Here is a 21,683-nt window from a genome sequence, read left to right as displayed (position 1 = left end):
TGATTTCCGGAGGAAGGTAACTATTTACCTTCTTTCCGGTATTTTAGCAGAGAGGATGAAGAAGCAATGCCTAGAAGACAAGGCTTGATGGGAGGGATTCTTGCAATCATGTTCTTATACACGATTTGTATGCTTCCCCTATCACCTGCACATGCTGAAGGTTCACCCCAATTTATATTAACAACAACCTCCGACTCGACTACTGTTGGTAGTGAACTGAAGGTTAGTATTAAAGGATTGCAACTGAATGATTTATATGCCTATGAGCTAAACCTTACTTATGATTCGACAAAGCTCCAATTTAAGTCTGCGGTAAGCGATGTATCAGGTGGCTTTACAGTCGCTCCTATCATTAAAGGCAATCAGCTTCAGCTCGCGCATTCAAACTTAGGGGCCATTAGGGGATTAGATGGGAATAGCAGCCTATATACACTTACCTTTACAGGCCTAACTGCTGGAACAGCCGACATCGTGCTAGACAAAATTATCTTAGTTGATTCCCAATTGAATACTTTCGATGCAGTTGGCGGCGCTCAGAAAAGCATTAGCGTTGTGAATGGAGGTAATGGTGGTAATGGCGGTGACACTGGCGGAAACACTGGCGGTGACACTGGCGGTGACACTGGCGGAAACGCTGGCGGTGACACTGGCGGAAACACGGGTGGTAACACTGGCGGAAACACTGGCGGAAACACGGGTGGTAACACTGGCGGAAACACGGGTGGTAACACTGGCAGTAACACGGACGGTAATACCGATCCTATCACTGATCCGATAAAGATTAGGGACGATGGTCAAGGCAAAAAAACCGTAGAGCTTCCGGCTACTGCCAATAAAGTGAATGTAGCGGTAAACCAGATTGGTACGGATCCCCAGACGCGTCTAGAGATCAAGAAGGAAAATCTTAGTGTGGAGATTCCTCACGAGGTATTGCTGCAGCTAAGAGGAAATTTAACTGAGGAACAATTAAATAAAAGTACGCTCGTATTCACTATGAATCCGCTGACTCTTAGTGAAGCTGACACTTTGATAGACCGTAGCCAGCAATCCCAGAACGTCGGTTTAAAATCGTCTGGCAACGTATACGAATTCAGTTTGCAATTAATCACAGGTGACAATCAGATTACTTCCTTGTCAACTTTCACAAAGCCAATCACTTTGCGATTAAAAGTGGATCCTTCCTTAAATACCAAGTTGGTCTCCATTTATTACATAGCGGATGACGGAGCGCTTGAGTTTATAGGAGGTACCTACGCAAACGGGGAAATTTCAGCTGACATTTATCATTTTAGTAAATATGCAGCCTTAGAATATACGAAAACGTTTGAGGATGTTCCAAATGTTCATTGGGCGAAAAATGTTATTACCGAACTTGCTGCTAAACATATTGTATCTGGTACAAGTAACACCAATTTTGAGCCAGAGCGGAAGGTTACTCGGGCTGAATTCACGGCCCTACTGGTGAGAGCCCTTCATTTAACCGACAAAGGAAACATCAATTTCTCGGATGTTTCGCTATCGGACTGGTTCTATCCTGAGGTTTCCATTGCGGTAAAGGCAGGAATTGTAGAAGGAAAGAGCGAAACAGCCTTCGTGCCTGAGGCATCGATTACACGAGAAGAAATGGTCGCCATGCTCATGCGGGCTTATGGATTGCAACACAGTGATGCTGTTATGCCTTTGGGATCTGCTTTTGATGACGAGGATATTGTATCACCGTGGGCCGTGACTTATGTTAGGAACGCGAGAGCTTTGCTTCTTATTGAGGGTCGAGAGGCTAATTTATTTATACCTCAAGGGGTCGGAACTAGAGCGGAGGCTTCTCAGGTTATTTATAATTTCTTGGGGCTGTAAAGTTGTAACTCTCGAGAGCCATGGCGAGGGCCTAGGCTCTTTATTTCTAATCTTAATCCTAGTTAGTGCACTGATGATCTCTGCCATTACCCCTATATTGATATTTCAGACTTGGCGTACATTGCGAGACTTATTATGAATTACTAAAACTAGGCAATTTAATGATTTACGGAGAATGCAGATCTTGCATTTCCCATCAAACTAATAGCCCTTGGGCGCTCCAGTATGAGCGTTCAAGGGCTGTTATCTTTAAAATATTATATTAGAAAGGATAATTTCTATGGAATATGTCGGGATTAATCCTCAAATTGAATTATTCATCAATAGACACTCCACACCGAATTGGATTATTGAAGATGCGACAATAGATTTTTACGATTTAACATATATCTTCAAAGGAAGGGCTTACTACTGCATTAATGGTACTGTGTATGAAGTAAATCAAGGAGATCTCCTTTGCATCCCTAAGGGCAGTCGCCGAAGTGCAACCACTGACTCTGCAAATCTAATGATCAGTTATGCGCTGAATATTCAACTCTATGATATGGAAGGTAAGGATGTTAATCTGCCGTTTCCATTAATATCTCATATCGGTGAGCCCGAAGAATTACATTCATTGTACAATGAATTGACATTTGAATGGTTAAAGAAAAATAAAGGTCATGAATTGAAAGCGCGCGCATTGTTGCTTATGATCCTTCATTACTATTTCAAGGCTTTATACTATAAAGACAACAATGTGAACATAGACAAACGAATACAGAGATCCATTAGATACATTTTAAGCAACTTGCAAAATCAAATAGAAGTTGAGGAGCTAGCATCCATTGCTGGCTTGACCACTGCGTATTTTGGAACTCTTTTTAAGAAATACATGGGTGCATCCGTTAAGGAATATATAAACAGAATGAAAATCAATAATGCCGAGAATATTCTCCTTAGCGGTGAATTTACTGTACAGGAAGCAGCTTATAAATGCGGTTTTGAAGATATTTATTATTTCAGCAAGGTATTCAAGAAAATAAAAGGTTTCCCTCCATCCAGAATTTTGCTAGAGAATAGTGGATCTGATCGACAGGAATTTGAAATCCTAAGCAATAGGATAATCTATATGTCTGAAACGAATGCAGTCTGAACAAAATATGGTTTTGTGATTTGTCCTAACAGGACAAGAACCTCTGATTATCGATTATTCGGAGGTTCATTTTTTTGTTGTTACAGTTATGAGTGAAATAAAAAGTTATCCATAATTTATACAAACGGTATAAAGTTTGTCCATGGATTTTGAAAGCGCTTAAATTTACAATTTAAGTATAAAAAGAAAGAAACATAAAAGCCTTCGAGAGCTTAAATTTGGATTAAATTCCTAAGCATTTGAAGCAAGCAACATTATGTTGAAAAATACACATATGTGAGTACACCAAATGGAGAGGAACGATGTAATGAAAACAGAAGCTAGCACTACAACCTCCATTCTTACAGTCAAAGGAGGTGGCGTTGCCTATTTGAAAAGACAATGGTCATTATACGCAATGATAGTCGTACCAATGGCATTTTTCATCATTTTTAGGTATATTCCGATGGCTGGCGTTATAGTTGCTTTCAAAGATTACAACATATTTAAAGGGGTTTGGGCCAGTCCATGGGTAGGTTTCGCAGTTTTTAAGGAGATTCTCGCCATGCCCGAATTTTATAAGGCACTTCGAAACACTTTGATGTTGAACGTACTCGGATTGCTGACCTTTCCGGTTCCCATTATTTTAGCACTTCTTCTAAATGAACTTCGGGTGCAATGGTATAAGAAGATAAGCCAGACATTGATGTATTTGCCCCATTTTATTTCGTGGGTCATCGTAGGGGGGATGGCCATCGAGTTGCTATCAACCAATAATGGTTCGATTAATCATATGTTGATGGCTATCGGCGCTTCCCCCATTCCATTCTTGGAAAAACCGGCGCTATGGATTGCAACTTATGTTGGGGCAGGGGTTTGGCGCAATGCAGGATGGGGAACGATTCTGTATTTAGCAGCGCTTACGGGAATTAATAAGGAATTGTATGAAGCTGCGGAAGTGGATGGTGCAACCCGAATGCGCAAGATCTGGCATATTACTTTACCAGGCATAAAGCCGACCATTGTCGTCCTGTTCATACTTCAGATCGGGAATATGGCCAATATCAGCTTCGAGCAACCTTATGTTCTGAAGAACTCATATGTGATGGATTACGCTCAAGTAATCAGTACTTATGTATATTCTGTAGGGATTCAGTCCGCAAGATTCGCACTTGCAACTGCTGTCGGTTTGTTCCAGTCAGTAGTCGGATTAATTCTACTTCTGTCGGCAGAGTTCATTTCGAGAAAAATCAATAATCAAGGCATTTTTTAATGGGGGTACATATATGATTCAAAATCCGGCTGAGAAAATAGGCAATACCGTTATTATGCTTCTGCTGGGCATCTTTTGTTTGTTCTGCGTGGTGCCCATGATCCATATTTTCTCGTTATCGCTCAGTGGTAATCGAGCAATCATGTCCGGCGAAGTGACATTATGGCCGATAGATTTAAATTTCGAACCGTATAAGAACGTATTTGGTGACCTAAGCATGATCCGCTCGCTATTGTTTACGATCTGGCTTGTTGTCATTTATACAATTGTGAGCTTGATCGCTACGATCCTAGCTGCATATCCACTTAGCCGGCGGAATTTTAAAGGGAAAAACATCCTGTTCGCTCTGATCATCATAACGATGTTCTTTAATCCAGGGATTATCCCAAACTACTTGTTGATTAAAGAGCTTCATATGTTGAATAGCGTATGGTCGCTGGTCTTACCACTGCTCATTAACGCATTCTTGTTAATTATCTTGAAAACATCGTTCACACAGCTCCCAGCTGAACTAGAAGATTCCGCCTGGATGGATGGATGTGGTCATTTCCGTTATTTGATGCGAATAGTGCTACCGTTGTCATTGCCGATTTTAGCGACATTGGCTTTGTATTCTGCGGTCGATCGATGGAACATGTTTCAGGATGCGCTGTTCTATATTAACGACGCACACTTATATCCCATTCAACAAAAGCTATATGAGATCGTGATTAACAGCCAGGTAAACGATGCCACAGCCCAGGAAGGATTTGGAGGTTCTTCTCCAGTGCCAGAGAGCTTGCAGGCGGCAAGCATCATGTTCGCAACTGTACCAATTTTACTCGTATACCCTTGGCTCCAACGTTATTTTATCTCTGGCATGCTTGTAGGTGCAGTTAAAGGCTGATAGCTGTCTCGACCGTTTCAAGCGGTTGAATTCACTATACACTTAATAGATTAAAGGGAGGATTACGCATGCGAGTAAAATTTCGCAAAACCATTCAAGTAGCAATGGCAGTATTAGCGACGTCTACTATCGCGCTTGCAGGATGCAGCAACTCACAAAACAGCCCAAGCAACTCAGCTACTCCGGAAAGTTCGACAGGTGCGAGCGAGACACCGAAAGGTCCGCCGATCAATTTGACGGTTGAGCTGTTTGATCGAAGTAATGCACCAGCAGGCGCTCCGCCGATCACTGACAATTTCATGACGCAGTATGTTCAGAAGAACTTTGGAGATCCGAACAATATTACGATCAAGTTTGTCACCATCCCACGCTCCGAGGAAGTCAAGAAGCTGAATGTATTAATGGCGTCCGGAACTGCGCCTGATCTCGTCTTTACGTACGACAAGCCAACTGTTCAAAGTTACGTGCAAAGTGGTGGAATTGCTGATCTTGGGCCAGCGATTGAGAAATACGGACCGCAGTTGAAGAAAGTACTTGCCCCAACACTGAAGGACGGCGTTTTTAACGGTAAGCAATTTACCATTCCAGCGTTACGGGTCATCCAATCGCAAACGACAAGTATTATCCGTAAGGATTGGTTGGATAAATTAAATCTGCCATTGCCGACGACGACGGATGAATGGTATCAAACATTGAAAGCGTTTAAGGAGAAGGATCCAGGTAATACTGGCGGAAAGGTCATTCCTTTTACGTTGATAGATATGTTCCATATTAAACCGCTGACCAACTCGTTCTGGGATTGGAATAAGATTACCGAAGAGGACTTATTCGCTGATCCAGACGGGTGGACACTGCCTGGTAACAAGGAAGCTTTCAAGTTCCTAAACAAACTATACAACGAAGGCCTACTTGATAAAGACTTCCCGCTTGCGGCAGACTTCAGTCAGACGTTCAACAAGCAAGTTGTTAATGGCCTCGCAGGGTCTGCTACACCGAACACAAACGATCCGATTTACAGTGGCTACTATGCGAACTTGAAGAAGAACAATCCTCAAGCCGTGCTCGCGACGATTGATCCGTTCAAAGCATCGAACGGCAAGTATCCTAAACCAATGTATTCTCCTAGCGGTGTTTATCTGATGGTTCCAGCAGCAAGTAAGAACGTTGATTCGGTTATCAAATATTTGAACTGGATGGCGGAACCGAAGAATCTTATCGCACTGCAATTCGGACAAGAAGGGGTTTCTTACAAAATTGGAGACGATGGAATTCCGTTCGCTTTAACAACGCCTGAAGCCAACCAAATCCTTTTTAATAATCAAGATTACGCCATGATAATGAATGGTAAATACGTGAGTACGGACACACCAGAAAAGAACATGGCAGCCAATGCGACCGACCCGCAATTTAAAGACTTCACCATCAGCAGTATTAAGACGGGTGCACGTGACGGCTATACAGGCCCACGCGTGGACATTCCAATTCAGGCGGAAATTAAGTATTCGCAGATTCTGAACGACAAGGTCAAGCAGATGCTTGCAAAGATTATTACTGCCAAGTCTACCGAAGTCGACAGTATTTATGATCAGCAACTTAAGGAATGGAAGGATGCCGGAGGCGAAGCAGTTATGAAAGAAAGAAGACAGGCGTATCAACAATCCTACCCAAAATAACGCTATACAGCCTAAGGAACTCGGTTCTCTCTCAGTGGGGGAACCGAGTTTCATCATTCCACCTTTTAAGAAAATAGAAGGAAATCCAAAAAAATTAAAGTTTTCAAATAAAATAATCCATGTAATTCCAATCTTTATTTTATTAAACTTTTATTGAGAGCGATTTCAATTAAGGAGATGAAAACTATGGTACCACGGATTAGAAAATCAATTAGTGTACTCTTGGCATGTGTAACTGTGATGCCGTTATTCTTTGTGACTGCAACGACTGAGGTTTCAGCGGCATCATCAGCAAACGATGTAATCGTTGATTTATCGGCAGAAAAGCAAGTAATTCGCGGTTTTGGAGGCATGAACCACCCTGCATGGATTGGAGATTTAACACCAGCTCAAAGAGAAACAGCTTTTGGCAACGAAAATAATCAGTTGGGCTTTACTGTTTTGAGAATTTTTATAGACCCAGATAAAAATAACTGGAGAAGAGAATTGGAAACTGCAAAGAAGGCGATAGAACATGGAGCAATCGTGTTTGCTTCACCATGGAACCCTCCAAGTGAGATGCTCGAAACTTTCAGTCTTGGTAGTAGCTCGGGCAGCGGCACCACTTATGAAGCTGAGATGGGGACAACATTGACCAGCTCCGCGGTGGATAGTACAAATTCGGGCTATAGCAGTACCGGATATGTCGACTTTCAAGCTTCATCTAATGCAGCTATTCAGTGGAATAACATTACTATAGGCAGTACAGGGACAAAAAATATAAGAGTTCGGTATGCGCTGCAGGATGGGCCAAGCAATCTGGATGTATATGTTAATGGGACGAAAGTGCTTAGCAATGTGGCCTTTGCAGCAACCGGCAGCCCGTCAACTTGGGGAGAAAAATCAATCCAGGTATCCATGAAGAACGGAACCAATACTTTAAAACTAGTAACTACTGGTACAGAAGGACCGAATATTGATAATATCAATGTTTCCCCATATGTAGAAGATTCAACATCAAAACGGCTTAAATACGATATGTACGATGAATATGCGCAGTACCTGAACGAATTCGATACATATATGAAGAGCAACGGTGTGAATCTGTATGCGATTTCTGTTCAAAATGAGCCTGATTATGCACATGATTGGACATGGTGGAGCCCCGAGGAAATGCTTCGGTTTATGAAAGAAAATGCTGGATCCATAAATAATAGGGTTATAGCACCTGAGTCATTTTCTTACGTAAAACGAATGTCAGACCCAATTTTGAACGATTCGGAAGCTCTTGCAAATATGGATATTCTCGGTGCCCACACGTATGGCACTACTTATAAAGATTTCCCTTACCCACTTTTCGAACAAAAGGGAGCGGGGAAAGAATTGTGGATGACGGAAGTATACACTCCGAATAGTGAGAACGATTCGGCAGATCGCTGGCCCGAGGCATTGGGTATTGCAGAGCATATGTATAATGCCATGGTAGAAGGGAATTTTCAAACATATGTATGGTGGTACATCCGCAGGCAATATGGTCCCATGAAAGAGGACGGCACGATAAGCAAGCGTGGATACATGATGGCACATTACTCGAAATTTATTCGCAATGGCTACGTAAGGGTTGAAGCTACCAAAAATCCCGAACCGCAGATTTATACATCTGCTTATAAGGGTGACGATAAGGCGGTTATTGTCGCAGTGAATAAAAGTAATACAGCAGTGAGTCAAAAGTTTGTTTTGCAGAACGAGTCAGCATCGAGAGTAGCTTCATGGGTAACAGACAGTAGCAAGAATCTTGCAGTCGGAGCTTCCATTAATGTGTCGAACAGTTCATTTACAGCTGAACTACCTGCCCAAAGTGTTACAACCTTTGTAGCCGATGTTAATACGGGCAACCTAATACCCACAGTTGCACTCACAGCAGACAGCAGTGTGAGGCCTGGGAGCAGCTTTACATTGGCAGTCAGCTTGAACAACTTGGACCAACTTGTTTATGCCGAAGATATTACCTTGACCTATGATACCAATAAATTTGAATATGTGAGTTCGGCAGGGGCAAACAACAACATCGAGATTGTTGGAGAGGACAGTACCACTGCAGGAAAAATTAGACTCATTGCAGCCAATATCGGAGGGATAATGGGAGCAAGCACAACGGCTCTGAATTTGAACTTCAAGGTAAAGGCAGGTGTCCAGGATACGTTTGGAACGATTGAAACTTCTAAGGTAGATCTTGCTTATTCTGACGGTGCCGTTATTCAGGCAGCTCCTGGCAGTAGGAGCATTGCAATCGGTAGTACAGAAATGGTTGTAGATAAGACAGCATTGACAACAGCCATTACGAATGCTCAAACCCTGTATGACACAGCAGTAGTCGGCACAATGCCTGGTCAATACCAGCAGGCAGCCAAAGATGCATTAGGCGCTGCCATCAACACAGCAAAATCTGTCATAGACAACCAAAGTGCGACACAGTCCCAGGTTGATAGTAGCGTAACATTACTGGGCAACGCAGTAGATACCTTCAAGGCTGAAGTTACGAAGTCCGCAGATCTTAATAAAGACGGAAGAATCGATGTAGGTGACCTTGCAATTGCAGCTTATTATTACGGAAAGGATTCTATCACCACTGGCTGGGCAACAGCTAAGATTGCAGATATGAACAACGATAATAAGATCGATATTATTGACATTGCGTATGTTGCATCCAATATACTTGAATAATATTCTTTGAACAGAGTGGGATTGTCGATGGATCCATACTTTGTACAAACCGTATTTAGTTTATCTATGGAATCAATTCATACTGATATTTATAATACAATTATAAGATGAAAAAACTACCGTTCTTTCATTATTAAAGAGGTGGATAAAGTGTTGTATATCGAAATTGCGATCGAGTCCAAAAGGAATGAGCTCAATTATGTTGGAAAAAGTGAAGATCTTTGTTCAGATGCAGTACTGAGATTGTCTCAGGAATTAGATGATCTTATTATCGAATTATTGGTGTGACCAAAACAATATCTCATTATTTTCTGAACCAATTGAGAATTTTTCACAAAAAGGTTAACCAGAATGATCTGGTTAACCTTTCATTGATTATTGATTCGGAGTGTTTAACAATGCCACGAAGGGATGAGGTGGATATGCCGGCATGGACTAATTTCGATATACGAAAATCCGATAAAATTACAAAATATCGAAAGTTTGTTCATTAAATTTTGGGGTATAGACTGTTAAAATAGTAAATAAGAGAATTGTTGTAAAGCATTGAAAGCGTTTTATATTAAGGGTCTGTATTCAAAAGGGGAAATGATACTACAGAGTTGAAATCAGCAACAAGCCGCAGTCAAGTACATTAGTCGCCCTTCTCATTCAAATGGAAAAAAGGTGAGACGAAATGAAAAAGGTCATGCTAGTTGATGATGAAATTCTGATTCGGGAAACGATACGAGATAACACACAATGGGAACAAGAGGGCTTTATTTATTGCGGAGACGCACCCGATGGGGAAATGGCACTAACTTTAATCGAACAATTACGTCCCGACATCGTCATTACTGACATTATGATGCCCTTTATGAACGGTCTGGATTTAAGCGCAATCGTCCGAGAACGGAATCCGGAAGTGAAAATCATCATTTTGACGGGACATGAGGATTTCGGTTATGCAAGAACAGCATTGCGGATGGGGGTACACGATTACTGTCTGAAGCCAATCTGTCCCTCAGATCTCATCCAGCTACTACGTTCCACAAGCGAGTTGATCGATAAGGAGCGAGAAATTAAGGCTAACATTGATAAGTTGAGGCAAAGCGAGATGGAGAAAACGGAAATTTCGCGCGAGAAATTGCTCAATGATCTGTGCAGCGGATTTGTTACAACGGTCGAAGCTATTCAACTCGGTATGTCGTTGTCGCTTGATTTGCAAGCGCAGTATTATGTTGTCGTCATCTCAGAAGTTCGTACGCTTGAAGACAAGCCATTATCAGATCTCCGTTTAGTGAGTCAAATAGAAAATGATTTAATTAAGAAATTTCAACACGTGCTCGATCATAAGGAATTGTTACATTTCAAGCGAAGCCGCACCGAGATCTGTTGGCTGATTAAAGGAGAGACTCTGGAACAAATCAAGTATGAGCTGGAAATATTCAAGGAAATACTAAATATAAATACTGAGCAGGTCCCCGCTGCCTCGATTTCAATCGCTTTGGGTATCGGTAGCGTACAGGAGCGACTTATGAATATTCACCTCTCCTTTCTGGAAGCCGTTGAGGATATGCATTGGAGGCGACTGTCAAGCCAAAACCGGGTCACACTGTGGGAATCGCTCTCAGGCTCTATGGAGCAGTACGTCTTCTTGGACCGCACTTTGTTTGTTAATTTCTTGAAAATAGGATCCTCTTCACAATTGTCATCGTTTATTGAGGGATATGCTTCGGCATTGAGCGGAATTGATTGGTCCACAGCTCCAATCGGCTATTACATTCTTAACGATTTAACTTTGGAGGTTTTCCGTTCGGCTAAGGACATGTACCGGCACTGGGATTCGCCTGAAGAAACGCTCCAACAATTACAGCAAATTCTTAAAACGGTACGTACCACTGAAGAGGCTGTCCAATATTTGACCAGCCTTACGAATCAATTCTGGTCATGGCGTTCTCAAACTAACGACAGATATGGTGAAATGCTGAGAAGTGTCAAGGAATATATACATGCGAATTACAATAATGACACCTTTTCACTTCAAGATGCTGCGGAGTATGTCAAGGTGAGTTCCAGCCATCTAAGCAAAGTTTTCAGTCAGGAAACAGGTCGTACGTTTATTGAGTATTTGACGCATTATCGGATACGTAAAGCGATGGAGTTATTTAAGACGACATCGCTCAAATCATTTGAAATTGCATTTCTCGTTGGTTATAACGACTCTCATTATTTCTCAACTCTGTTTAAACGAATAACGGGGATGACCACCACGGAATTTAAGAAAAATGGGAATTTAGACAACGCCCTTTTAGTCATGGAGCGTGGTGATGTTAGTGAACAGATTATCATGCGATAAATATGACTAATCCTATCTGAGCAACCTCATGAACCTAAACGAATGCACTCATTTTGCTAGTAAGGACACTTGCGGAATCAAATTCCACCAGTGTCCTTTAATTTTTGCAATTCCTAAAAAAGTAAACTTTAATAAAAAGAAATTACATCGTGATTATAATTCGACACAGTTATAATAAAGGAAATATTAACCAGAAAGGAGACGAGATGCTTATAGCTAAATTTTAAAGCGCAATCAATTTCTGCTTTTGAAATCATGAGAGTTCAAGTCATTGGTCCAAATGGTTAAAAACTAACTTTTAAATTTGAGCCAGAATGGGAGGAAATTCAAATTGATATATAAAAAAATGTTTGCATTCTTATTAGTTTTTACATTTGTAGTAAGTTGTTTACCAGGCAACAAGATGACACACGCAGCAGAGAGTACTGCCAAAAATCCAATTATTTGGGCGGATGTACCGGATGTTGATGTCATTAGGGTAAACGATACTTACTATATGACCAGTACTACGATGCACGTGAACCCTGGAGTACCAATTATGAAGTCTAAGGATCTCGTAAATTGGGAAATCGTCAATTATGTTTACGATATCTTAGCTGCTAATGACAAGCAAACGCTTTCTAATGGACAGAACATATACGGACAGGGCTCATGGGCAAGCAGCATTAGATACAATAACGGCAAGTTTTATGTGGTATTTGCTTCTAATGATATTGGTAAGACCTATATTTTTCAGACTACGGACATAGAAAAAGGCCCTTGGGAAAAGTATGAATTAGCTGGGGGCGTTTATCATGATATGTCCTTGCTGTTTGATGATGACGGACGTGTATATATGGTTTATGGAAATGGAACGATTAAAATAATTGAGCTTACAGCCGATGCCACAGCTATCAAAGCAGGTGGAATGAATAAAACAATCATTCAAAATGCAAGTGCTCCAGGAGGCTCTGGCGGTCTTGGAGCTGAAGGCTCTCACATTTATAAAATTAATGGTAAATATTATATTTTCAACATCTCATGGCCTTCAGGTAGTATTCGTACTGAATTAGTACACAGAGCGGATACGATTGATGGCATATATGAAGGGAAAATTGCTTTAAAATCCGGTAGTAATTCTAACAGTGCTGGTGTAGCGCAAGGGGGAGTTGTTCAGTCCCCTGACGGAAAGTGGTATGGCGTTTTATTCCAAGATTACGGATCAGTGGGGCGAATTCCTTATATTGTACCGATGACATGGAGTCAGGATGGGTGGCCTATATTCGGGGATGTCAATGATACGGAAATTCCAGCGGCACTTTCGAAGTCATGGGTTTCATCAGATAATTTCGATCAGAGAACAGATAAGGTCGCAGCTTATCACACAGCGGTAGCGAGTGGTGAGAATGACGATAATGGCTCCAACCTTTCACTTGTATGGCAATGGAACCATAATCCCGATAATAGGTTCTGGTCTTTAACTGATCGAACCGGGTATCTGAGACTTAAGACAGGACAAACGAGCACTGATATTTTGAATGCAAGAAACTCTCTTACACAAAGAACCTTCGGGCCAGAAAGTTCAGGAACGATTGCTTTGGATGTTAGCAATATGAAAGATGGGGATTATGCTGGAATTGCGGCATTTCAAAAAAACTATGGATATGTTGGCGTCAAAATGTCCGGCAATACGAAATCTGTCATCATGGTGAATGGCAGTTCAGGATCGCCAGTGGAATTAGCTAGTATCCCTCTAAATCAAAATACTGTTTACTTAAGGACTGAACTCGATTTTAAGAATAGGACAGATAAAGCTTATTTCTATTTCAGTCTTGATGGTCAACGTTGGGCTTCTATAGGAAATACACTCCAAATGTCGTATACACTCCCGCATTTTATGGGCTACCGATTTGCATTATTTAATTACGCAACAAAAACAACAGGTGGTTATGTTGATTTTGATTATTTTAAATTAGATGACAAGTTGTCGGGATCAAATTTCGACACGAATCTTAAATCGCTTCAATTGAATGGCGTACAACTTAGTGGATTTAATTCAAGTGTATACACCTACTCCGTAGATCTTCCTGCAGGTTCAGCACCCCCGCAAGTTACAGCTGCTTCAAATGACACTGACGCAAATGTCACGATTACACAAGCAATGGCTCTACCAGGAAAGGCTACAGTGACTGTAAGCAAGGATGGTCTGCAGGCAGTCTATACCATTAATATTAATACGCCAACCATCGTGGCCATTGAGGCGGAAACGGCTGCAGAAAACTCAGCAAATGCCTATGTACAAGGTATCGCAAATGGCCATACATGGACGCTTATTGACGGACAATCCACGAAAGCAATGTTATTTGGTCCTGATGATGGAACTTCTGTTACGACGGGGACTGATGCTGCAAGCCTTGCTGCAGGTTCCAGGCTTAATTACAAAATTAACATTCCAACCACAGGAAGCTACAATGTATGGTTACTTACGAAGAGTCATAGTTTTCAAACGGACTCTGTTCACATCGGGTTGGATAATCAGTACAAATTTACTTCCAATGGTATTCAGAATGTGAGTAACAGCCAGTTTAAATGGGTTAATCTCAGTAATGGCGGTACCGCAGTGACAGGCGGTACGACTTTAAATATTTCCGCTGGCGAGCATGAATTAAATTTGTGGGGAAGGGAATCCGGTTTAATTATTGACAGGATCTTGTTAACCACAAGTAACGCAACCACTGATCCAATCTGGCCTGAACAGAAAGTTCCCACTGCTGCAATTTCGGCGGATAGTAGTGTGAAGCCTAACAGCAGCTTTACAGTGGGGGTGAATCTAGACAATTTGGCTCAAAGTGTGTATGCCCAGGATATCACCTTGAATTATGATGCCAATGTATTTGACTATGTGAGTGCAACAGGTGCAGACAACAATATTCAGATTGTTAAAGAAGATAAGTCGACCGCTGGAAAAGTAAGACTCATTTCAGCTCATATTGGAGGAGTAACTGGAGCTAGCACACCAGTTCTATATCTGACCTTCAAGGTCAAGACTGGTGTTCATGATACGACGGGAGCAATTGCAACTGCCCAGGCTAAATTCGGTATAGGCCCAGAAGGAAGCGTGATTCAGGGAGCTCTTGGCAGTAAGAACGTTGCAGTAGGCAGTGTGGAAGTCGTTGTAGATAAGTCCGCCTTAACAGCTGCGATTTCGAACGCACAAAGTCTGTTTGACACTGCAGTGGTTGGAACACAAGCTGGTCAATATCCGCAAGTAGCGAAAGATGCACTTGGCGTTGCTATCAGTGCAGCGAAAGCAGTAAATGACAATGCAAGTACGACACAGTCCCAGGTTAACAGTGCCGCATCAGCACTGGGCAGTGCAGTTGATATCTTCAAGGCAGCGGCGATTATGTCTGCGGACATGAATAATGACGGAAGCATCAATGTGGGAGATCTTGCGATGGTTGCCTACCTTTATGGCAAGGATTCCACAAGCGCTGATTGGGCAACAGCTAAAGTTGCGGATCTGAATGGCGATAATAAGATTGACATTCTGGATCTTGCGTTTGTTGCATCCAAAATACTTGAATAGGTCATAAACGCTAACAAAAACTGAATGATAGTAAGCTCTATTCCTAAACATGAAAGGTCACTATGGGATAGAGCTTACTACCTAGAAAAGCCCCAAAAAAAATAATCAATTAGTTCGCCCTATTTGTCTAAGATTACTCATTTTTGACATTCACTTCGTGCAAATTCCCACCTAAAATTTCAACTTTTTAACAAAGAAATTACATCGTGATTTCCAAATCGCAAAGTTATAATTAAAGCAGTCAGAAGCAGAATGGTAGTCATGAGAATTGTTTAGTACGAGGAAGCAGAGTGGGATAAGACATTTATTTTGTGTCAGCGTTGGTGAAAACGCTTTACTTGCCGTGGTGTAGAGGGAGGGGCAGGTGTCTAAGGTAAAAACAAAAAGTAGATTGCAATAAGAAATGTGATGTCTAACGTAATAAAAATCATTTCATGATGGTGGAGGTTGTTCTATGAAAAAGTGGAAGAAAATGCTTGGTGTCACAATGGCTTTAACTGTTGTTCTTACATCAAGCCCAGTAATTACAGAGAGGGTCGAAGCTGCGACAACTACGGTCACGCCAGCAATCGGCAAAACTCCTGGCAACGCTAATCCGTTATTTACGCAAAAGTTTGGTGCTGATCCGAATGCCATGGTATATAATGGCAGAGTCTATGTTTACATGACCAATGATGTATTTGAATACAATGCAGACGGGACAATTAAAGATAACGGATATAGTAAGATTAATAAGATTACGGTTGTTTCATCTGACGATATGATTAATTGGACAGACCACGGTGAAATACCTGTAGCCGGTGCGCAAGGAGCAGCCAAATGGGCTAATAATTCTTGGGCCCCAGCAGCCGCACATAAAACGATAGATGGTAAGGAGAAATTTTTCCTTTACTTTGCAGATAGTGCAAACGGAATAGGGGTGCTCACTGCGGACAGTCCAATCGGTCCTTTTACAGATCCAATTGGAAAAGCTCTGGTGAATAGAAACACTCCAGGAGCTAGTGATGTTACATGGCTGTTTGATCCAGCGGTGTTAGTTGATGATGATGGAAGCGGGTATATTTATTTTGGAGGCGGTGTACCGACTGGTAAGGAGGCTGACCCCGGGACAGCACGTGTGGCAAAGCTCGGAGCCGATATGATTAGTTTGGATTTGACAGCAAGCGGCGGAACACTAGGACGTATTAATCCGCCTTGGTTGTTTGAAGACTCAGGTATCCATAAATACAATGGAAAATACTACTATTCCTATTGTACGAATTTCTCAAGCGGGCACCCAGCGGATATTCCAACTGGAACGATTGCTTATATGGTAAGTGATAATCCAATGGGTCCATTTACGTATGTTAAAACCATATTGCCTAATCCAGCGAGCTTTTTCGGTGTCGGAGGCAACAATCACCATGCCGTCTTTGAATTCAACGACCAATGGTATATCGTCTACCATGCTCAGACCCTTGCGAAAGCATTAGCTGAAAGTGGGACGGTACCTCAAATGGGGGGGCAACCACACGGATACCGCAACGCACACATCAATAAGGTAAATATGGATGCCAACGGAGTCATTCAAAATATTACTGGAGATTATAAAGGTGTCCCGCAGTTGAAAAATTTCAATCCATATACAAGAGTTGAGGCTGAAACCATCGGTTGGAACGGAGGCATATCTACGGAAACCACTACCGAACCTGGCGGAATGGTAAGTAGTATAAACCTGGCCGTGAGCAACATTAGTGATGGAGACTGGACAGCCGTTTCCAAAGTCGACTTCGGTGATGTAGGAGCCGGAATCTTTAAGGCTACTGTTGCAAGCGGTTCGGCTGGTGGCACGATTGAACTCCGTCTTGACAGTGCCGACGGTGCCTTGATTGGGACACTTCCGATTTCCAACACAGGCGGAGACAACATTTGGAAAACAGAAACAACAAATGTTACAGGTGCTGCGGGTGTTCATGATGTTTATATGGTGTACAGGGGAGCATCTTCAGGCAATCTCTTCAAGGTAGATTCTTGGCAGTTCGCGCAAAAGAGCGCTGTTCATGAATTAGCTGCCATTAATGCATCTATTGATAAACAAAAGATTGATATTGTATCTGGAACGAACCAGGCAACTACGAAGGTTACTGCCGTATACTCTGATGGAACCAGTGAAGATATTACTGCTCAAGCAACTTCAACATCATCGCCAAGCGGCATTGTTAGTGTCAGCAACGGAGTAGTAACGGGTACTGGGTATGGTACAGCAACCATCAACGTAAGCTATGGCGGTAAAACAGATACACTCAATCTACAAGTAAAAGACTTGAACAGTGAGCTGACGGTGAAGAAGATAACCGTTGATAATGCTTCTTTCGCACTGGATACTGGCAGAACCGCCACATTTAAAATAACAGCAGAGTATATGGATGGACACACGGAGGATGTAACGAAATCAGCAACTTATACGAATTCGAGTCCAGCCGTTGCAGATGTTGCAAACGGTACAATTACAGCCAAAACCAGTGGAACAAGTAATGTTACTGTAAGTTATAAAGGAACAATAGGCGATGCAGCAACAACGCAAATTAATGTAAGTGTCAATACGCCTGCCGTGGTGGCCATCGAAGCAGAGGCTGCAGCAGAAAACACAGTTAATGCTTACGTATATGGCACCATAAATGGACATACTTGGTCCCTGGTTGACGGACAGTCAACGAAAGCCATGTTATTTGGCCCAGACGATGCTACGGCAATAACGTCAGGGACTGATGCGGCCAGCCTCGCTGCTGGTTCTAGGCTTAATTATAAGATTAACTTTCCAGCTTCGGGAACCTACAATGTTTGGTTACTTGCCAAGAGTCGAAATTTCCAAACGGACTCCATCCACGTAGGATTGGATAATCAATATAAATTCACATCCAATGGCATTCAGAATGTGAGTAACAGTCAATTTAGATGGGTTAATCTCAGTAATGGCGGTACAGCAGTGACAGGCGGTACGACGATAAATGTTTCCGCTGGCGAGCATGTATTAAATTTGTGGGGAAGGGAATCTGGTTTGATTATTGACCGGATCTTGTTAACCACAAGCAATGCAACCACTGATCCAATCTGGCCTGAACAAAAAGTGCCTACTGCTGCAATTTCGGCGGACAGCAGTGTGAAGCCGGGTAGCAGCTTCACAGTTGCCGTAAATCTAGACAATTTGGCTCAAAGTGTTTATGCCCAAGACATCACCTTGTCTTATGATGCCAACGTATTTGACTATGTTAGTGCGACAGGTGCCAACAACAATATCCAGATCGTTAAAGAGGATAAGTTGACGGCTGGAAAAGTAAGACTTATTGCCGCTAATATCGGAGGGGTTACTGGAGCAAGTACACCGGTCCTAAATGTGAACTTCAAGGTTAAGGCTGGTGTTCATGATACGACGGGAGCGATTGCAACTACCCAGGTTAACTTCGGCGTGGGTCCGGAAGGAACCGTGATTCAGGGAGCTCTTAGCAGTAAGAACATTGCGGTAGGCAGCGTGGAAATTGTTGTAGATAAATCCGCATTGACAGCTGCGATTGCGAATGCACAAAGCCTGTTTGACACTGTTGTGGTTGGAACACAAACGGGTCAATATCCGCAGACTGCGAAAGATGCGTTTGGCGTTGCCATTAACGCAGCAAAAGCTGTAAATGACAATGTAAGTGCAACACAGTCTCAGGTTGACAGTACCGTAACAGCACTGGGCAGCGCGGTGGATATCTTCAAGGCTGCGGTGATGAAGTCTGCAGACATGAATAATGACGGAAGCATCAATGTGGGAGATCTGGCGATGGTTGCTTACCATTATGGCAAGGATTCCACAAGCGCAGATTGGGCAACTGCTAAAGCTGCGGATGTGAATGCTGATAATAAGATCGACATTCTGGATATTGCGTTTGTTGCAACTAAGATACTTGAATAATTGAAGTAATAGCTAGTTGAAATGAGAGTTCTGCCCTTTCTCAATAATCGGGATAGGGCAGAATTCGAATTACAATTATTTTAAAGGCCACCTTTTCTTAAAAAAGGAGTTCAGAAGATGAGAAAAGTTAGAAAAATTGTCTCTCTGGTTATGGCTGCGGCTGTTTTAGCGAGCATAATTGGCGTGTAACCTGCCGTGAAAGCTGCAACCGATACAAATCTCAAGCTCTGGTACAAGTTTGACGAGGCAAGCGGGACTACAGTGCAGGATTCTTCAGGCAACGGTTTCAACGGTACATATGTCAACGCAATTACTAGGGATACAGGTGTGGACGGTAAAAGCTATGTTTTGGCAGGAGGGGCCTCCAATTCGACGACTGCGTCTTATGTGAAAATTCCTAATGGTATTTTAAACGGGATGGACAATATTACAATCGCAGCATGGGTAAAATGGAGTGGCGGCAGTTCAAACCAATGGCTATACGCCCTTGGAGTCGATTCAACCAAGTATGAGTTTCTAACCCCAAAATTATGGAGCGGGAAACTGCATTCAGCAATTAATAACGGTGGTGGTGAACAGAGTGTTGCCGGTAGTGACGCATTACAAACAGGCGTGTGGAAGCACTTAGTAACGACAATCGATTCGGCGACTAAAACAAATGTCCTCTATCTAGACGGAGTTGCCGTGGTAACAAATAAAAATGTATCATGGTTGGTACACAGCCTGGACAATATCCGCAAGCAGCTAAAGAAGCGTTCGGCGCAGCTATTCATGCAGCAAAAGCTATAAAAGATAACGTAAATGCTACCCAGATTCAAGTTGACAATGCGGTAGAAACGTTGGGCAGTGCTGAAGTTATTTTCAAAGCGGCGGTCATTAAGGTCGTATCTGCAGATCTGAACAAGAATGGAAGCCTCGATATAGGTGACCTTGCAATTGGTGCTTACCATTATGGCAAGTACTCAACAAATGCAGACTGGGCAACTGCGAAGATAGCCGATATGAATGGAGATAATAGGATAGATATTATTGATATGGCATACATTGCCTCCAAGATCTTCGAGTAGTTAAACAAATAAACCGCTCCCTAGGAGCGGCTTATTTGCAATTTATCCCTTCTTCTTATTTCAAAAAAGCTTCCCTTCCCACAGCAATAGCGGGAAGGGAAGCTTTTTAATTCAACTCTGCTAAGAGCCTTTTCAGAACGACAACGGATTCAGCCCGACTGGCATGCTCCTTCGGAGCAAATTCGCTTTCTGTTCTGCCGTTCATCAAGCCAGATTCGACTGCAAGTGCGACTGCTTTTTTAGCCCAGTCGTTGATTGCTGACTCGTCGCTGAATTTGATGGACTCTTTGACGGTCATATCTTCAATATTAATTCCTGTCGCATGGGCGTTAGCTCTCAATAGCATAGCTGTCATTTCCTCGCGAGTGATATATTGCTCCGGCGCGAACGCGTCATCCGCTATGCCGTTGATAAGTCCGGCAGCATAAGCCTTTTTCACGCTGTTCTCAAACCAGGATCCAGATGCTACATCGGTAAAAGGATTATTCCCCGTATCATCCTTCAGGTCTAATGCCTTGGAGAGCAGTGTTGCAAATTGAGCTCTTGTTACATTCATATTCGGCGCAAAATGATCATCGTCCATACCTTCTACGACTTTTTTATCTACCATCTGCATAATATCAGATTTGGCCCAATGGCCTGCAAGGTCGCCAAAAATTTTAACGAAATTTGTAGATGCGTTTGGCGAGAATGTTTTGCTGTCCAAACTCGAATCTACTATTTTAATGTTGGTCCAATTAATAATTGTCGTTCCGGCTTTTTTGGCCTTGAAAGTGATGGTGCCGATGTCTACGTTGCCTATCTCACCAGTCACTTTACCCACTTTCGTATGAGCAAAAGTAATTTCATTGTTTTTGAGTATGGGTGGTACGGAGAATCCAGCAATTGCTGTGGTGGCTTTTACAACTTCGACATTGTTGGCATCGATGCCAAGTTTTACTTCGTATGCAAATAAATCCTGGATATTTTGTCCTTTCAACGTAACTGTAAATTCACCGTTTTCTGCTTCGGTAACGGGTGCAGTCATCTCGAACTTAGCGTCGTCTGCAGCGTTTGCAGGAGGTGCTGAAGCCAAAGTTAAACACATATTGCAAATTAGAGCTGTTAGAATTAGTTTACGTTTAAGCATGTATACCATCCTTTCGACTTTGACGAGGGGGATGAATTCTCCCTCCCGTACCACGGATATGTACCACAAATCCTATAAAACTCAACTTATTAGACTACAAAAACGTAAGCGTTTTCTAAGTGTGATTCTATTATAATCCTGCGT

Annotated in this window: 13 protein-coding genes; 12 read left to right on the top strand and 1 reads right to left on the bottom strand. The window is 42.3% G+C overall.

The window, feature by feature from the left end; genetic code table 11:
• Positions 1 to 66 precede the first annotated feature (66 nt).
• From ASG89_RS00615 to ASG89_RS36015, 12 genes are all read left to right on the top strand, one after another.
• On the top strand, positions 67 to 1,854 hold the full coding sequence (locus ASG89_RS00615; RefSeq protein ID WP_057308369.1) for an S-layer homology domain-containing protein: 1,788 nt from the start codon (positions 67 to 69) through the stop codon (positions 1,852 to 1,854).
• Between the two features lie 280 nt (positions 1,855 to 2,134).
• Entirely contained in the window at positions 2,135 to 2,989 is an 855-nt protein-coding gene (locus ASG89_RS00610) for an AraC family transcriptional regulator (protein WP_057308368.1), read from the top strand.
• Between the two features lie 397 nt (positions 2,990 to 3,386).
• A complete protein-coding gene (locus tag ASG89_RS00605) occupies positions 3,387 to 4,241 on the top strand; it encodes an ABC transporter permease (protein WP_414813233.1) in 855 nt (284 codons plus the stop codon).
• Positions 4,242 to 4,254: 13 nt separating this feature from the next.
• Complete coding sequence (locus ASG89_RS00600) at positions 4,255 to 5,127, top strand: carbohydrate ABC transporter permease (protein WP_057308366.1); 873 nt, start codon at positions 4,255 to 4,257, stop codon at positions 5,125 to 5,127.
• Between the two features lie 68 nt (positions 5,128 to 5,195).
• Entirely contained in the window at positions 5,196 to 6,800 is a 1,605-nt protein-coding gene (locus ASG89_RS00595) for an extracellular solute-binding protein (protein WP_057308365.1), read from the top strand.
• Positions 6,801 to 6,986: 186 nt separating this feature from the next.
• On the top strand, positions 6,987 to 9,503 hold the full coding sequence (locus ASG89_RS35240) for a carbohydrate-binding protein (protein WP_082592521.1): 2,517 nt from the start codon (positions 6,987 to 6,989) through the stop codon (positions 9,501 to 9,503).
• A gap of 141 nt (positions 9,504 to 9,644) precedes the next feature.
• Positions 9,645 to 9,791, top strand: a complete 147-nt coding sequence (locus tag ASG89_RS38120) for an aspartyl-phosphate phosphatase Spo0E family protein (protein WP_321166457.1) — start codon at positions 9,645 to 9,647, stop codon at positions 9,789 to 9,791.
• A gap of 388 nt (positions 9,792 to 10,179) precedes the next feature.
• Positions 10,180 to 11,841 (top strand): response regulator, encoded by a 1,662-nt coding sequence (locus ASG89_RS00585; RefSeq protein WP_057308364.1) that lies wholly within the window; start codon positions 10,180 to 10,182, stop codon positions 11,839 to 11,841.
• 346 nt (positions 11,842 to 12,187) lie between these two features.
• Positions 12,188 to 15,409, top strand: coding sequence for a family 43 glycosylhydrolase (locus tag ASG89_RS38380; protein WP_157276471.1), 3,222 nt, complete (start codon positions 12,188 to 12,190; stop codon positions 15,407 to 15,409).
• A gap of 454 nt (positions 15,410 to 15,863) precedes the next feature.
• Positions 15,864 to 19,343 carry a carbohydrate-binding protein gene (locus tag ASG89_RS38375; RefSeq protein ID WP_063867615.1) on the top strand — a complete coding sequence of 1,160 codons (3,480 nt, stop codon included), beginning with the start codon at positions 15,864 to 15,866 and terminating at the stop codon, positions 19,341 to 19,343.
• A gap of 195 nt (positions 19,344 to 19,538) precedes the next feature.
• Positions 19,539 to 20,132 (top strand): LamG-like jellyroll fold domain-containing protein, encoded by a 594-nt coding sequence (locus ASG89_RS00570; protein ID WP_057308363.1) that lies wholly within the window; start codon positions 19,539 to 19,541, stop codon positions 20,130 to 20,132.
• Positions 20,051 to 20,410, top strand: a complete 360-nt coding sequence (locus tag ASG89_RS36015; protein ID WP_157276470.1) for a hypothetical protein — start codon at positions 20,051 to 20,053, stop codon at positions 20,408 to 20,410. Before ASG89_RS00570 ends, ASG89_RS36015 begins: the two co-directional genes overlap by 82 nt.
• A 106-nt stretch (positions 20,411 to 20,516) precedes the next feature.
• On the opposite strand, the gene ASG89_RS00560 is transcribed toward ASG89_RS36015, so the two are convergent.
• Positions 20,517 to 21,539 (bottom strand): S-layer homology domain-containing protein, encoded by a 1,023-nt coding sequence (locus ASG89_RS00560; RefSeq protein ID WP_162259660.1) that lies wholly within the window; start codon positions 21,537 to 21,539, stop codon positions 20,517 to 20,519.
• Positions 21,540 to 21,683 lie beyond the last annotated feature (144 nt).

The sequence above is a fragment of the Paenibacillus sp. Soil766 genome (assembly GCF_001428105.1).
In the GTDB taxonomy this organism is placed as follows: Bacteria; Bacillota; Bacilli; order Paenibacillales; family NBRC-103111; genus Paenibacillus_E.
The sequence above is the reverse complement of the archived record's forward strand: the minus strand, read 5'-3'. Positions and strand labels throughout refer to the sequence as shown.

Excerpts from the sequence above, each read along its gene's own strand:
- ASG89_RS00615 (WP_057308369.1), top strand. The coding sequence starts at position 67 with ATGCCTAGAAGACAAGGCTTGATGGGAGGGATTCTTGCAATCATGTTC.
- ASG89_RS00610 (WP_057308368.1), top strand. The coding sequence starts at position 2,135 with ATGGAATATGTCGGGATTAATCCTCAAATTGAATTATTCATCAATAGA.
- ASG89_RS00605 (WP_414813233.1), top strand. The coding sequence starts at position 3,387 with ATGATAGTCGTACCAATGGCATTTTTCATCATTTTTAGGTATATTCCG.
- ASG89_RS00600 (WP_057308366.1), top strand. The coding sequence starts at position 4,255 with ATGATTCAAAATCCGGCTGAGAAAATAGGCAATACCGTTATTATGCTT.
- ASG89_RS00595 (WP_057308365.1), top strand. The coding sequence starts at position 5,196 with ATGCGAGTAAAATTTCGCAAAACCATTCAAGTAGCAATGGCAGTATTA.
- ASG89_RS35240 (WP_082592521.1), top strand. The coding sequence starts at position 6,987 with ATGGTACCACGGATTAGAAAATCAATTAGTGTACTCTTGGCATGTGTA.
- ASG89_RS00585 (WP_057308364.1), top strand. The coding sequence starts at position 10,180 with ATGAAAAAGGTCATGCTAGTTGATGATGAAATTCTGATTCGGGAAACG.
- ASG89_RS38380 (WP_157276471.1), top strand. The coding sequence starts at position 12,188 with ATGTTTGCATTCTTATTAGTTTTTACATTTGTAGTAAGTTGTTTACCA.
- ASG89_RS38375 (WP_063867615.1), top strand. The coding sequence starts at position 15,864 with ATGAAAAAGTGGAAGAAAATGCTTGGTGTCACAATGGCTTTAACTGTT.
- ASG89_RS36015 (WP_157276470.1), top strand. The coding sequence starts at position 20,051 with ATGGTTGGTACACAGCCTGGACAATATCCGCAAGCAGCTAAAGAAGCG.
- ASG89_RS00560 (WP_162259660.1), bottom strand. The coding sequence starts at position 21,539 with ATGCTTAAACGTAAACTAATTCTAACAGCTCTAATTTGCAATATGTGT.